The sequence below is a fragment of the Luteimonas sp. GW821-FHT14E02 genome, assembly GCF_058803905.1.
In genome coordinates, this window is the sequence record NZ_JBXAPK010000003.1 from 420,421 (window position 1) to 435,705 (window position 15,285).

At 59.7% G+C, this 15,285-nt stretch carries 12 protein-coding genes and 1 tRNA gene; all 13 read right to left on the bottom strand.

The genetic code is table 11. The features are described 5' to 3' along the window. Positions 1-50: 50 nt before the first annotated feature. On the bottom strand, positions 51-1,064 hold the full coding sequence (galE, locus tag AC1RNP_RS07525; protein ID WP_493050638.1) for a UDP-glucose 4-epimerase GalE: 1,014 nt from the start codon (positions 1,062-1,064) through the stop codon (positions 51-53). Further along, entirely contained in the window at positions 1,061-2,185 is a 1,125-nt protein-coding gene (locus AC1RNP_RS07530) for an acyltransferase family protein (protein WP_493050639.1), read from the bottom strand. The genes galE and AC1RNP_RS07530 overlap by 4 nt, the downstream gene beginning before the upstream one ends. Beyond that, positions 2,182-3,315, bottom strand: coding sequence for a glycosyltransferase (locus tag AC1RNP_RS07535; protein WP_493050640.1), 1,134 nt, complete (start codon positions 3,313-3,315; stop codon positions 2,182-2,184). Before AC1RNP_RS07535 ends, AC1RNP_RS07530 begins: the two co-directional genes overlap by 4 nt. Further along, positions 3,312-4,862, bottom strand: a complete 1,551-nt coding sequence (locus tag AC1RNP_RS07540; RefSeq protein WP_493050641.1) for a glucosamine inositolphosphorylceramide transferase family protein — start codon at positions 4,860-4,862, stop codon at positions 3,312-3,314. Before AC1RNP_RS07540 ends, AC1RNP_RS07535 begins: the two co-directional genes overlap by 4 nt. 16 nt (positions 4,863-4,878) lie before the next feature. Then, positions 4,879-6,291 (bottom strand): WecB/TagA/CpsF family glycosyltransferase, encoded by a 1,413-nt coding sequence (locus AC1RNP_RS07545; protein WP_493050642.1) that lies wholly within the window; start codon positions 6,289-6,291, stop codon positions 4,879-4,881. Beyond that, on the bottom strand, positions 6,288-7,409 hold the full coding sequence (locus tag AC1RNP_RS07550) for a glycosyltransferase family 4 protein (protein WP_493050643.1): 1,122 nt from the start codon (positions 7,407-7,409) through the stop codon (positions 6,288-6,290). The genes AC1RNP_RS07545 and AC1RNP_RS07550 overlap by 4 nt, the downstream gene beginning before the upstream one ends. Continuing rightward, positions 7,406-8,734 carry a VpsF family polysaccharide biosynthesis protein gene (locus AC1RNP_RS07555; protein ID WP_493050644.1) on the bottom strand — a complete coding sequence of 443 codons (1,329 nt, stop codon included), beginning with the start codon at positions 8,732-8,734 and terminating at the stop codon, positions 7,406-7,408. Before AC1RNP_RS07555 ends, AC1RNP_RS07550 begins: the two co-directional genes overlap by 4 nt. Then, complete coding sequence (locus AC1RNP_RS07560; RefSeq protein ID WP_493050645.1) at positions 8,731-9,876, bottom strand: glycoside hydrolase family 5 protein; 1,146 nt, start codon at positions 9,874-9,876, stop codon at positions 8,731-8,733. Before AC1RNP_RS07560 ends, AC1RNP_RS07555 begins: the two co-directional genes overlap by 4 nt. Continuing rightward, positions 9,873-11,378 (bottom strand): GumC family protein, encoded by a 1,506-nt coding sequence (locus AC1RNP_RS07565; RefSeq protein ID WP_493050646.1) that lies wholly within the window; start codon positions 11,376-11,378, stop codon positions 9,873-9,875. The genes AC1RNP_RS07560 and AC1RNP_RS07565 overlap by 4 nt, the downstream gene beginning before the upstream one ends. A 4-nt stretch (positions 11,379-11,382) precedes the next feature. Then, entirely contained in the window at positions 11,383-12,081 is a 699-nt protein-coding gene (locus tag AC1RNP_RS07570) for a polysaccharide biosynthesis/export family protein (RefSeq protein WP_493050647.1), read from the bottom strand. Between the two features lie 116 nt (positions 12,082-12,197). After that, positions 12,198-13,640 (bottom strand): undecaprenyl-phosphate glucose phosphotransferase, encoded by a 1,443-nt coding sequence (locus AC1RNP_RS07575; protein WP_493050648.1) that lies wholly within the window; start codon positions 13,638-13,640, stop codon positions 12,198-12,200. A gap of 789 nt (positions 13,641-14,429) precedes the next feature. Next, positions 14,430-15,161, bottom strand: coding sequence for a hypothetical protein (locus AC1RNP_RS07580; protein ID WP_493050649.1), 732 nt, complete (start codon positions 15,159-15,161; stop codon positions 14,430-14,432). An 18-nt stretch (positions 15,162-15,179) separates the two neighbouring features. Further along, a tRNA-Ser gene (locus AC1RNP_RS07585) sits at positions 15,180-15,269 on the bottom strand. Positions 15,270-15,285 lie beyond the last annotated feature (16 nt).

Consider the following 15,285-nt stretch of genomic DNA (forward strand, 5'->3'; position numbering starts at 1 on the left):
AGAAAAGAATTGACTGACATAGCCGTGAGCACAAGCGGACGGCCCGATCTCTACCCGCAATACCCATTGGGATGCATCGACTGCCAACGCCACGCATCCTCGCACATGCTGTCCAGATCATGCTCCGCCTGCCATTCCAACAGACGTTTTGCAAGCGCAGGTGAAGCGAAGCATTCGGCGACATCACCAGGTCTTCGCGCCCGCATGGCTACCGGAATGGAGCGGCCACTCGCACGCTCGAAAGCGGCGACGACTTCCAGCACGCTGTAGCCGCGCCCGGCGCCGAGGTTGACGGTGAAGCTATTCCCACCTTTCTCAAGGTAATCGATTGCCCGCACATGCGCGCGCGCAAGATCGACGACATGAATGTAGTCGCGAACCCCGGTGCCGTCCCGCGTCGGGTAGTCATTGCCAAAGATGTCGAGGTGCGGTCGCTTCCCGACTGCCACCTGGCAGATGTAAGGCATCAGATTGTTCGGAGGGCCGTTCGGATCCTCACCGATCAGACCGCTATGGTGGGCACCCACTGGATTGAAATAACGCAGCGTCGCTGCCTTAAAGGATGAATTCGCGGCACAGAAGTCACGGATCATGTCTTCGGCCACCAGCTTGGTCCGTCCATACGGATTGGCGACTTGCAGATCTGCGGATTCCGGAATCGGACACGTCTTCGGAGCACCGTAGACGGTCGCTGACGAACTGAACACAAGCTTCTCGACACCCGCCCGCGCCATTTCCTGCAACAGCACGATCGTGCCGGAAATATTGTTTTCGAAATACCGCAATGGTTTTTCGCAAGATTCCCGCACCGACTTCAATGCCGCGAAATGAATGACCGCATCGAAATGGTCATTCGAAAATATTCGCGCCATCGCCGCGGCGTCACAAACATCCGCACAAACGGACTTCACCCCTCTCCCGAGGATGCGCTCGACACCACGCAACGCCAGTGGTGATGAATTGACATGATTGTCAAGCACGACGACATCATGTCCGCCCGCAGCAAGCTCGACCACGGTATGCGAGCCGATATATCCCGCTCCGCCGCATACCAGGACCATCATGGACGTTCAGAGCCCAATGAGCCTGCCGCGCGCCGCTTCGATCCACGACCACCACCACCAGGCAACAGAAGCATGCCCAGCACGGAATTACGCTTGGCGATTTCGTATATCACCAGCGGCAGCAGGCATCCGGCCAGATACCCCAAGACCGCCGCCGCGACGTCGTTATGCAGATACCTCGAAAGAAGCTGGACGGCCAGATGCTGTATGTAGAGATGGAACAGCAGGATGAAAATCGTGCCTGACCCGATGTACGCCACCACGTCTCGGCACATCGAGAAGCGCGCGATCAGTGCCGACACCCCCAGCACCAGATAGCTACCGGCATATGCCTCGATCGTCGACAGGAAGATATCGTCATAGATACGGCAATTGAGATCTGTGGTGGCATCAAAGAAAGCGTGCGACGCGAAGAAAACCGCCAGCGCCACAGTGAACCACAAGCCATTGAACTGAAACGATCTTGCTTTTTCTCCGAACAGATACCCGACCAGGACGTAGGAAGACGTGATCGGAATCAGGTCGAAGCTCCAGGGCAACCCGGGAAGCATCCCTGGCGAGGGGCCGCCGGCGTTGATGCATACGCCTTGGTTCCAAAAATGATGAATGGTTTGAACACCGACAAACAGCAGCACCATCGCCGCCACAGCGATCCGTGCACGCGACCGCACTATTTTCAGAAGAGACACCACGAACAGCAACGTGAGGAAAAGACTGGGCAGATACCAGAGCGGCGTCCAATCGATCGTAGGGCCGGTCCCGTAGAAGATTCCGAGAAGGTGCTTGTAATCCCCCCCATCAAGTCCGCCTTGCAATATCGCTTTTTTGGCGACCTTGAACACAAACAACGCCAGAAGCACGACAAAGAATGGCTTCAACAGTGCCGACGCACGCGTGCGAACGAACGTCCCGATCGAAACATCAGGCTTCAAGAAGAAGCCGCTGACTATGAAAAACAAAGACAGCGGGAACGAGAAGATGATGCGCCTCAACTCCTCTTCCCCGCTCAAGAACAACGGGTTGTGGGCAAAGACCACCAAAAGAATCACCAACCCTTTGGCGACATCGATGGTATGGTTGCGCACTTGCGGGACATGCGCCGTATCGCGACCTCCGGTCATCGCGCTGCTCCCGGCAGAGGCATCACTTTTGACAGCAATGCCATATAGGCTTCGACGCTCCTTTCGACGCTAAATTCCATCGCCCGCGCTTTTGCACCAGGCAGTGGCTGCGGATTCTGCAATTGCGCTTCCATCGCCAATTTCAGCCCGTCGATATCATCCGGAACGACCAACGTGCCGTATCGGCCCGAATCCAGGATCTCCCGGGGACCAACCGGACAGTCGGTACTGATCACGGGCAAGCCACAGGCCATGGCTTCGACCAGGACGTTTCCGAACCCCTCGAAATGCGAGGTCAGCACAAAAAAACGGGCGCGATGCATGTAAGCGAATGGATTGTCGCGCTGCCCAAGCAATCGGATGCGATCACCCAACCCGAGCTTGTCGATGAGTGCTTGCAAGACCGGCCTGTCAGGCCCTTCCCCGATGATCACAAGGCGCGCATCTTCATTCGCCCGCAACCTTGAGAAGGCACGAATCAGCATCGGGAAATTCTTTTCGCTGCTGAGCCTGGCGACCGAAAGAATTATCGGCTGCACGGCCCCGTCACGGAACCAGTGATCTTCGACGGGAGCTTGCGCCAGGACGGGCCAGTCATCACGCAGCACCGGATTGTAGATCACACTGAATTTCTTCCTTACGGAAGCACCTAACATCGGAGCGAAATCGTCGTAAACACCACGTGAGACGGCCACCACTGAGTCAGCAAGACGGTATGCCCATCGCATCACTCGCAATGTGACGCGGTATCGGCGGGATTGATTGATTTTTCGCATCGACGAGGCAGGTGCATGCTCCGTAACGATCACCGGCGTGCGCGGCAATGTCAGCCGTGCGGCGATAACGGCGGCAATGTTGCAATGAGTCAAGGCGGAAATCAGCACGCACGATCCAAGCGAGCGCAACAATGCACCCAGAGGACGAATCGCGGCCAACGTCTGATCGACCTTCAACTCAAAAAGTTCGATCCCATCTGCCAATGACCTTGCGGCGTCATCTATGCGATTAACGACGAATGCAACCTGCAAACCTCGCGAGCGCAATCCTTGCGCCAGGCGCAGCAACGATATCTCAGCCCCACCAACCGCCAGCGCCGGCAGATAGATCAATATCCTGCGCTCCCGCATCATCGATCCGCTCCACGCAGCAGATTGCGGCTGTCCGCCTTTCGCAACCATGCTTGAACGCGGGAAACCCGAGCCCGGAACTTCCGCAACAACTCTCGATGATTGATGACGTACCGATAACCATCGACCAATGTGCGGCCACCCCACGAGGACAACGTATGCAACCCATGTGGATTCCGCCCTTTGGCGTCGGGCAGACACACGCGCGCGATCTCTTCTTGGTAACGCTGTGGCGTGCAATGCACGACCTTGTTGATCACCAGCGCCTGCCCATAGGCGGACCGACAATCTTGTCCCGGGCGATACAACACTCCCTCATGAACGAATGGAGTTCCGGCCGGTCGCGATCCTCGGTGGTCCAGCTTCACCGGATTCTGCAGATGCTGCTGCCATGGCCCGCACAAATCACTGGCGTAGCGCAGACATAGGTTGTTGAATGCGCCGAAAGCCAAGTCGGTATAGGCCAACCAGAACAAGCCGTCCCAGAAGAACAGGCTGACGTCGGCCGCGGCGACTCCTTCGAGCATGGTGGAAAGGTAGCGCCAGTTTCCGTCTTCAGTGATTTCGTAAAGTTCCGTACAACGCCGTTTTGCCGTCTCGGGAATTCCATAGAGACGCCCGTCATGCTCGAACAGATACGGATAAGAGGCATGCCCCGTTGTCGCCAGTCGCACTGGCGTCTCACGAACGACATGATCGTCGGCATTCAGATCGATCGCCTCGATGTGACCGATACCGCTGCTGTTATCGATCACCTCGCAATAAATTCGATTTCCATTTGGAACACCGAACGGATCGGCCCAGTAATGCACATTCGTTCGCCGCCCGATCCACTTCACCTCAGGCATCGATGTCGCGTCAAGAAGCTCATGAACAGGCCGGTCGATCACACCAACCATCCATCCTTGGCTGAACCACTGCGCGCGCACCTTGCGGCGCAGCGCACAAAAGATGCCTGACCATCGATTCAGTGTTCGACTCCAGACGGACTTCCATGGAATCGGCGCGAATTCATCCATCGGCAAATTGCCAACGTCATCGAATGTCGCCACTCGCAACATCTTGCCAATCAGGACTTCCGCGTACTCATACAATTGCTCGTATGAGCCGGAGTAACACGGGTTGGCAAAGAAACGTATTCTGTTCAATATGGCACGGCGATCGCGCACCAGAAAAAGCTCACCGCCAGCGCCGGAACAGACAGCTTTCTGCGAAGGGAACGCTCCAGCCAGATGCTCTCCCTGAGCATCCAAGGGTTGCCAGACCCCATATCGGCTTCGGCCTTGCCAAACCTCCAGGTCCCTGACCCCCGCAAGATCCAACACGGCATCCCAATGCGATGCAGAGCTCCCGGGATCGGAGCCGATACCGGGTACTGATACCTGATCAAACTGTACAGATGAACGCTTCCATCGAGACCAAGTCGAATCACTGACGCATGCAGATTTGACACGGTGCACATGGACACGGACACCGGGCACCGCCGAAAGACGCTTGGCCAAACTTTCCTGCCACGCATGAGATCGACCTGCCGGCAGCAGGATCGCCAATGCGATACTCTTCCTTTCAGAGCCTGTCATACACGGCTCTCGGAAGATAACTACGCCGCTTGTTGAAGACAGTTCCAAGCACGTTTGCGTTGATCGCGGCCAGATCTCGCAGCAGTTCCTTCACAGCGGCATTCTTCGTGGCCCCAGCTTCCACCACGACAACCACGCCATCACAAAGAGGAGCAGCGATCAACCCGAACGATGGCTTGGCATCGACGATGACCTCATCAAAACGAGCACGCAAATGCTCCCAGATGCTTTTGTCGACGATGGCCGAATAGTTTTCCTCATGGCTTCGCGCCTGGTCGAACAGGCTGGCGTAACTGACGCTGCCCCCCGATCTTTCCCCGGTCTCTGCATCGAGGATCTGGCTCAATGGCTTAGCCCCTGTCGTGTCATGTGACAAGACCAGAACCTTGCGTTTTCGCAACAAGGCCGCAGCCGACGCATAGCCGCGCACGATGGTGCTGACGCCCGCGCCTGCACTGGGCGAAACGAATTGAATAATGCGACCACCGGACGCGGGAAAACAGGCATCCAGACGTTGCGTGAGAAGCAGGATGTCCTTGTCATCGACAAGAAAGACAGGCGCGCTTTTATCAGCGATCGCAGACAGGGGCGGCCATGCACCTCCCCCACCCAGTTCTTCCGACAACGCCAATCTACGATCGCGCCCCCCGCCTCCAGAAGCAATGCCGATGCGCAGTATCCGGAAAGCGAAATAAGCGCCACCGATAATGTAGCGACGCCATAATCTGCGCGGTTCACGCATCAACCGATACAGCCACTCCATCCCCAGGCGGCGCATCCAGCGTGGCGCCCGCGGGAATCGCTTCGCCATGAAGTCGAGCATGGCGCCGGCATTCATGAACAACACCGGGAAGTCGAGCTCTTCCAGCATCCGGGTGGCAACCCGCTCCTGCTTGGGCATGCCCATTCCCAGGAACACCAACTCCGGGCGTGTGTCGCGAACTGCTTTCACATAACTGGCATCGTCGGCGAACCCATCCAGCACGCAAACGACTTCCAGCCCCGCATCGCGCAACCATTGCGCGGCAAGCTCGTTATAGGGGGCGACGGTCCCGATCACGCCGACGCGACGACCCGCGAATGCCTTGGCGATCATCGGCATTACATCCGTCCCGGCCATGTTGATGCCGGGATTGCGCCCCAGCACCCGCATGCAAAGGTTGATGCCCGATCCGTCGCGGATGAGAAGATCGCTGCGAAGCATCATTTCGCAGAACTCGGCGGACTCCCAGCAAAGATTGAAGGAGTACTGATTGAGAAACGCCAAGACTCTTGGCCGATCGATGCGCGCCACCGCCTCGACCAGCGCATGCAAGTGCGCTTGATCCGCAACGGTATGCATGTGATCGAGCACGCGACTTACCTTGTCGACGGGATCGAACTGCTCTTCCTGATTCATGCGGCGCGCTTCTCTTCCTGCAATTCCCGATAAACGGCCGCGACCTGCCCAGCCATCGATCGCTCCGAGTAATGCTCACGCTGTCGTTGCATGCCAATTCTGGAAAATTCACGTGCCTGATGCGGATTCTCGATCAGCGCCGAAAGCGCCCGCGCCAGCAGCATCGAATTTCCAGGCTCGACAAGAACGCCGGCTGCGCCATGGTCGAGTGCGCTCGGAATCCCCTCAACGGATGAAGCCACGACCGGCACCCCTGCCGACATGGCTTCAAGCAGCACCATGGGCAGCCCCTCCCCGTACATGCTGGGCACGATGAACAGATCCATTCGTGCGAGCTCCTGGGTCATGTCGCGCGTGAAGCCAGTCCAGACGACGTGATTTTCCATCCCCTTGGCAGCGACGAGGTCCATCACTTCCCGCCGATACTCTTCTCTCTCAAAAGCGCCAACAGCACGCAAACTGACCGGCAATCCCGCCGCGCGCAGTTTCGCCAGTGCGTCGATCGCGATTTCCACACCCTTGATCGGACGGAACAAGGCGGCCATGCCAATCACCCATTCCGACCGCGGTTCCTGCCAGTCGCGCGGTGTCTCCATGCTCGCCACCCCATTGGGCACGACACGGATACGGCGACTGTCGCAACCGGATTCACGCAGGTATTCGGCGGTTCTTTCCGAAACCGCGATCACCCGTTTCGCGTACCGGAGGCTGAAGCGCTGGAGCGCGCTTCCGATGCGGTTTCGAAGCACGCTGTCCTGTTCGAGATCGACCCGACCGTGGACGTGGTGAACCATCGGTTTGGCCGAACGCTTGGCGGCATAGTGGCCGACAAGGGCTGAGCCTGGCGTGTGCGTATGAAGCAAGTCATAACCGCCTTCTTGCATCATCTTCGCGACTTCGCGCACCGGGCGAGCCAGATCGAGACGCGATCGTTTCCGCAAGGCGATCACTCGGCTGCTCTTGGCATCACGCATACGCTCGAAAACCCCGGGGCGCAGACACACGAAATCCACCTGCCAACCCAGCGAAGGCAGATGCACCCCCAACAGGTCCTGCACACGCTCAGCGCCGGCGTAGTGCTCGCCATTGATCAGGAACAGAGCCTTTCCGGATTTCATGGCTGCACGCCCAGATATCCGACAGCTCCGCCGCGCACCCGCTTGGGAATGCGCACGCTCGGGATTTGGACACGGAATCCGCCCAGGCCATACAACACGGCAAATAGCAGGGTGAGCACGCTGGTCTTCGACACCAACGAATTGGTGGTGGATGCCGTCAGCAGGAATACGACGAGGGCGCAGCGCCCGCCGGCCCCAACCCGCTGCCAGAGCAGACGCATCCCGCAGAAGAACCCGATCACGAATACGGCCAGAACGATCACGCCGAATTGCAGCAACATGAACAGCCAGAAGTTCTCAATAGCGTTGTAATTCGGGTCCAGACCAATCCGGATCGCGATATCACTGATGACGGTAGGCGGGATGCCGAACAACAGGTCATACGCATCCAGATACCGGAGTACCCCAAAGATCCTCACGCGCACACTGGCGCTGTCGTCGTAGTACAGGCTGGAGAAGATTCGCTCGCCCAGACTCGATGCCCAGACCAATCCGACGAACGCCGGCAACGCCAGCATGGATACGATCAAGCCGGCGACGGTCTGCAAATAGTCATACCCCCCGCGCCAGAATTTTCGCGAGATGGCAACCAGATCGTGCACGAGCAGAACCGAAACGCTCAGCATGAGACTTGTACGCCCGCCAAACGCCAGCAAGGCCAGAATCAGGAATCCATACAGGACGAGGCGCTTGAGCGACCCCATCGGCTGATCGATCGACGCCAGCAGCATCGTCCCGGTGATGATCGAGCCATCGAGCGGATGCCCGTACAGGGCAGCTGACCGGAATTTGTCCACAACCACTGGAATCCCGCCCGACAGCGTGAACGGAACCAGATGATGTTGGAACAATGCTTCAACCAGACTGATCGCCGCGTTGATGAGCACGAGCGACAAAATCCAGAAATAGCACCTACGCAGCTCTTCCCGAGAGAAACGCGCCATGAGCAAAGCAACCGCAACCGGCATCAGCAATGTATCGATGAAAAACGCGGACCCGGAAAATCCATATCGCAACAACGAGTAGACCAGCGGTACCGCGATACCGATCAGATAAAGCGTGAGAAGCGGCATCTCCTTGAGCCTGACCGCCAATGCGGTCAGTGGATTCCCCAGCCGGAACAACGCCAAGACCAGTGCGAGTGATAACAGATAGGTGCCTGGATGCAGCTTGTAGATGAAGCTCCCGGTTGGCGCGGTGTATGGAATCCCGAGAATCGTCAACAGTGATTGCGGTACTGTTAGATAAGCCGCCAGGGCCATCATCACAAGCACGTAGACGGCGCGGCCATCGCCGCCATATTCACCGGGCCAACGCATTCTCATTGCGCGCGCGCCTCGAGGCCAAGCGCACGCAATGCTTCCGGCTCCAATACTCCCCGCTCAGTTGCTCGTGTGTTGCTGAGCGTGGTGATGCCGAAATCGCCGCTGTAATTCCAAGGCGCCCATCCCCAGCCATGACTTTCCACGAAGGAACGCACGTCACCGATCCACGCATAACGCGATGCCGGATCGACATCCTCGCGAATGACGCCGAATTCCCCGCAATAAATACGGACACGGTGCTTTTGCGACCACGCCACCAGGGGCTGCAGATGCGCAGCGATGCGGGCGTACCTCCAATCCTCATAGAAATAGGCCCGCAACTCATCCCTGGATGCCTTCACGTTGGAGCGATCGCGCAGATGCGGGAGATGCCAGCGCGCCACTCTCGCCGGGTAACGCACGTCCGCCCAATGCCTGGCGGTGGTCCAGGCATCCAGCATCCAGCTCGCACCCTGATGAGTGAATATGCCGGGGTAGTAGTAGTGAAAACTGTAGATCAGACGAGGATCGCCCAAGGGTTTCATCTCGACCAACCCCTCGAAACCACTGCCACGGCCGCTGATGATGAGCGTGTGCCTGGGCAACACGCTCCTGACCGTTCTCACGAGCCGTTCCTGATACCGCTGCCAGATGCGCGCGCCCAGGAATCCGTAGTACTGCGGCTCGTTGAGCAGCTCGAAGGCGATTCGATCGGACGGCGTTCCCTTGAACCCCATCGCCAGCTGCCGCCACATCGCCACGAAGCCGTTCGCCCAGACAGGATCGTTCTCGATGGCTTCCTTCGTTTCGGCATCCGGGTGGATGTCGACAATGACGTCGAGACCCGCCGCCAGAATCACACTGACTGCGTCATGCAGCCTCGAGACATCCCTCATCCGCGGCCCGGCCTCCGGCGTCCAACCCAACGCAACCGGGTTCACCGGAAGACGGATGTGATCGAGCCCAGCCGCACGGATCTGATTCAGCTCCCCGGGAGTCAGCGCCACCTCGTAACCAGCCTCAAGCCACTGACTCACGTTGACACCACGCGAAAATCCTTTCGCCTCCACCAGGAAACTCGAAAGCGATAGCACTACGCACAAACCGATCCGGACTGCGTGTGATGCGCTCGCGCGCATGAAAGCCGATACTCGCGTGCTCATGATTTAGCCACCATTGGGAAAGTCACCAACACCGGATGACCGGTGCTACGTTCAAGCTTCTCTGGCGACAGGAAGCTTGTGCGGAATGCCTCTGACAAGAAGGCAACGATCAAGGCGACGACCAGGCTCACGAAGAATCCGACGAACACGATCAGCGCGCGGAAGCTCCTCGGGCGCAGTGGCGTGCTGGCCGTCTGCAACACGCTGACGCTCGTCTTGTCTTTCCGGTCGCGGGCGCCATCGATGCGGGCATCTTCAAGTCTGTGGGCATAGCTGGCATAACTGTCCGCAAGCAGTTTCTGCTGGCGGCTCAAGGCATCGAACTGCGAGCGCTGCCGTTCCAGTTCCATGGTCTGGCGCCTGAGCTGGTCCAGCCGCGCTTGCAGCGCCTTCCGGCTGGCGTCATAGGCGGTTTCTTCCGCGATCGCACGCATCAGGTCCAGTTCGGCCGCATCCCGCACCGGGTTGCGACCGGTCCGGACGTTCTTGGGCGGGTTGCGCAATTGCTGCCGCATGAAATCCTCGGCCAGCGCGACATCCTTCCGTGCCTTTTTCACCAGTGGATTGCCATCGACATAGCGCGCCCGCAGGTCCTGCTCCTTCAGTTGCAGATCGAGCAATTGCCGCGGACTTTGCGGATCGCCGAGCGTCTCGCTGTACTCCACCAGGCTGGCCGGAGTCTTCTTGGCGATTTCCTGCAGCTTCTTCGTCTTCGCGGTGGCGATCTGCGCCTGTTGATCGGCTTCGTTGAAGCGTGTCTGCAGATCATTCGCCTGTTGCAAGAGCAAGGCGATCTGTTGATCGTAGTCGGCGATTCCGTGGGTCTGCTTGAAGTCGGCCAGACTGCGTTCGGCATCCCCCAGGCGTTTGCGAACGGTGGCGACCTCGCCATCGAGAAACCGGGCGCGGTCGTCGGAGAAGACCACGCGCCGCCGATCCAGATACGCCTCCACGAGGGTCCGCAATGCCAGCTGCGCCAACGCCGGATCCCGATGGCGGAAACTCACCCGAACCACCGTGGAATCCTTGATGAGCTGGACGTCGAGCTTGTCGCGAAACGCGTCGACCGCACGGTCGAGCCCCATCTGCGGCCGGTCCTCGTACCGACGTCCCAGCGAGGGATACAGGCGTTCCAACCCGACCCGGACGATCACCTGCCGGATGAGATCGCGGCTCGCCAGGATTTCTGTCTCGGCGTTGACCGCCTCCGCACGATCGAACATCAACGGTGTCGCGGCGCCCGGGTTCGCGCTGCCGGTGTCGGCCACATAGACATATTCGTGCCCTGGCCTCACCAGCAGGCTGGCATCGGAAGCGTATTGCTTGCTGACGAGCAAGGCCGCCAGCAGCGTCGCGGCGAAACAGATCCCGAAGGCGATCCCGATGCGCCGACGATCCCTGAACGCGGTCTCGAGCATCTCGCGCAGCGGGAAAGTCCGCGCAGGCAAATCCGATGCCTGCACTCCGAGACCGCCACCGCCCTGTGATGCGCCGTGATCCATTCGCTCAGTCCTGGCGATCGTTGTTGAGGTCGTAGGAAAAACCGACACTCACCGGCAGGTTGCGGCGGATGTACAGATCGATCCACTTGTTCAACCTGGCAACCCGTGATGGAGGCACCAGCACCACGTCGTAGGGCTGCAAGACCGGATCTGGCGCATTGCCGCCGCGCATCTGCGCCGCGACGTCGATCCTGGTCACCTGCGACGCACCGTTGGCGTCACGGCGCAGGATCAGCACGCGGCCGGACGCTGCGCTGTCCTTGAGTCCCTGTGCCGCGATCAACGCCCGCATCAGGGTCAGGGACGGAGTGAGCGGCTGCACGCCGGGATGCGTCACCTCGCCCCCGACGAATATCTGTTGCATGCCGAAACCTCTCTCGATCTCGACAGCCACTTCCGGATAGCGCAGCGTCTCCGTGTACGCGGCCCGCAACTGCTGCGCGAGCTGTGCCGGGGCGAGCCCAGCCGCCTGCACATCGCCGACCAGCAGCAAGTTGATCTTGCCGTCGGGCCGCACAGTCACGGATTCGTTGAGTTCGGGCGCGTAGAAGAATTTGAGCGCCAGTTGATCCCCCGCCACGATCCGGTAATCGGGAGCCGCGGCGGCTGGTAATGGCTCCTGGGCAAGCGCCGGCGAAGAAAGGGCGAGGATCAGAATGATCCAGCCAATCAGGTACCTGCAGGCCGCCAGAGGGGAAGTCATCTCAGAGTCTCTTGATACGCATGGGCAATACAGTCGTAATTATGTGATCAATTTCACAATTTGTCGCCCGACAGTCAGTCATGCCGGCTTCCGGTCGCTCACGGCGGCAAAGCACGTCAGTAGGCCTCCTGTGCTGACAGCACCGTCGGCAATGTGCGCAGCAGGATCGACAGGTCCAGCCAGAGCGACCAGTTCTCGATGTATTCCAGGTCGTACTCGACCCGGCGCTGGATCTTCTCGATCGTGTCGGTTTCGCCGCGGTAGCCGTTGACCTGGGCCAGGCCGGTGATGCCCGGCTTGACCCGGTGTCGGGCGACGTATTCCTTCACCGCGTCCTCGAACAGGACATTGGCCGCCTTGGTGGCCTTCGCGTGCGGACGCGGCCCCACCATCGACATGCTGCCGGCGAGCACATTGAACAGTTGCGGCAGCTCGTCCAGGCTGGTCTTGCGGATGAAACGCCCGACCCGGGTGACGCGCGGATCGTTCTTGCCGGTCTGCACGAAGGCATGCTCGTCGCGCAGATGGTGGTACATCGAGCGGAACTTGTAGACCTCGATCAGGCGATGGTTGTAGCCGTAGCGCTTCTGCCGGAACAGCACCGGCCCGCGCGATTCCAGCTTCACCGCCATCGCCACCAGCAGCATCAACGGCGAGAGCAGCAACAGCGCCAGGCTCGAAATGATGACGTCCTCGCAGCGCTTGATCAGCGGCGCCCAGCCTTGCAACGGCGGTTCGGCGACCACGAACATCGGCGTCCCCGCCACCGGCACCATGCGACGGTGCGCGAGGCGGAACATCGCCATGTCCGGCACCAGCAGTACCTGCACGGGCAGCTGTCGCAGCCGGTCTATGTAGTGATTGTTGCGCTCATACGCCGACACCGGCAGCGCCAGCAGGATCTGGTCCACCTTGCCGGCGCGCACCAGGCGTTCCAGCGTGTCCATCCCGCCCAGCAACGGCAAAGGATGCTGCGGCAGGCGCATGGGATGGCGGTCGTCGATGAAGCCGATCAGGCCGGTCCCCACATCCACGTGGTTGAGCAAATGATCGGCAAGGTACATCGCGTTCTCGGTCATGCCGAGGATCACCGAGTGCTGGATGAACTGGCCGCGCCGGATTCGCCGCTGAAAGAAACCCAGCATGACCAACCGGCTGAGCACCAGCAGGGACAGGCTCAACAGGTACCAGGCCAGCAGGGAATTCCCCGGTATCCGCTCGATGAAGTGAAACGGGTGATACACCGCCAGCAACAAGCCGAACGATATCGTCCAGGCGAAAAAGAAGCGCCGGATCAGCAGTTGGTTACTGAACAGAATGCGGCCGTACACGCCGCCGATGCCGAGCAGGAACACGCAGATAAGACCGGCGGAGATCGACAGTGCGACCAGCTGAGGAAACTCGATGACCACCGCTGTCGTCGGCAACAGACCGATCAACAAACCAGACAGCACGACGATGGCGAAATGCGCGAATCGCGCAGCAACGATCGCGTAGTAGATCGTCGTCGGCTGCGCGAACGCGAAGATCGCATCCGAGAACGGAAGCCTGAACGCCATGCGCCGCCTCTTCACCTGGAGCAAGGACTTCATCACGCCCCCGCATCCACGCGATGCCGCATCGCGCCCTCGCAGGTGGTGGCTGTCTCAGTCGCTGCTGCGTCCAATCTTCCGGCGCCTTGCGTCTCGCCGTGGCCCGGTCGGCGTACCGTCACCATGACGATGCTTGCCAGACTGGAAACGGGCGTCGCGACAGCTAGCGCCGAACCAATGTGTGCCCCGGATGGCATGACGCTCCCTCAGTACGTTCTCGATCTGGTGACGACTCCCCCGCTGGCGACGCGTCACGAACGCGGTACCAGGCAGACTGAATGAACGGGGGTCAGGCCCTTCGCGCGTGAGTTGGTTCAACCGATATTGCGATCCCGATATGCCGCCCCTTGACGAGGCGTCCACGACCTTCTGGCCCGCATAACCGTGGATTTGTTGAAACTTCGGCCCTATCAATCTCTCCGATTCCGGACTTCATACTCTACACAGATCACATTTTTTATGTGAATTACGCGTAAAGACAAAATTGCGTCCAATTGGATACTTGCTCTTTTTTGTCACCTGCGCGCGCGGGCCCTGCCCTCAAGGTTTGGCCGCGCTCAAGCAGGGCTCACAGGTACGCGCGACGGGCACCAGCCGCCTGTCCTTTACGATTCAGGAGCCCAGGCAGCGGCGGACAGTCCCTATCGATCGGATAGCACTGGGGCACACGAAAAAAGCCGCCTGCATCGGCGGCTTTTCATTGGGTGTCGTTGCTTCTATGGCTGGACCAGGAGCACCCAGTCTGGCCCGCACGCTCTAGGGCTGACGCGCAAACCGCAGCACCTGATCCGTATACGTTTCGCGCGCCGCGCTGAAGGGAACGTTGGCACCGCTATAAAGAATGGCGCGATGCTGCAGGATGCGCGGCGGAATCATCAGCGGCTCCTGCGTCGGAGCCGACTCGGGTGGCGACATTTCCCACCCATCGGGCAAAGGCGACCAGAGCATTTCCGCGGACAATGTCTGACGTCTGAAGTGCAGAGGCTGCACGACCTTGCCGAACGGCGTGGTCGTGGTGTCCAGCAGACGATTCATGGCGCGCGTCAACCGCGAAGGCACGTACCAGTTGTCCGCGACCGACAAGGTGTGGTCGCCGCAGCGCAGCTCGACCTGCCGATATTTGACCTTCTCGCCGCGCGCCAACTTCAAGCGCTCGCGCAGATCGTCAGGCAAAGGCACTTGCGCGCCCGAGACGACATGCGCCGTGATTTTCGGCGAAGCCGCCATCGCGTGCGCACCGCACCAGCGTTCCAGCGTCAGGGTGGCGCTGTCATGGCTCAGCAGATCGGCATTGAAGGACTGCAGCAGCGCCAGCACTTCCACCTTGGCCGTATAACTGCCCGGCCAGGCGTTGGGCGGCCGCGCCGACAAAGGCCATGCCTGGCTCAATAACGGCAACGCAACCACCAGGCCGCCGACATGACGCCACGCGACCCGTCGAGATTGCAGCGTCTCGGATGTTTTCTTCGCAGGCGCCCTTCGATGCATGGCGATCTTTTGGCCGAGTGGCGGAGAGAGTGGGATTCGAACCCACGGAAGGTTTGACCCTTCGCCGGTTTTCAAGACCGGTGCCTTAAACCGCTCGGCCATCTCTCCATGTTGCGTCGTCCAT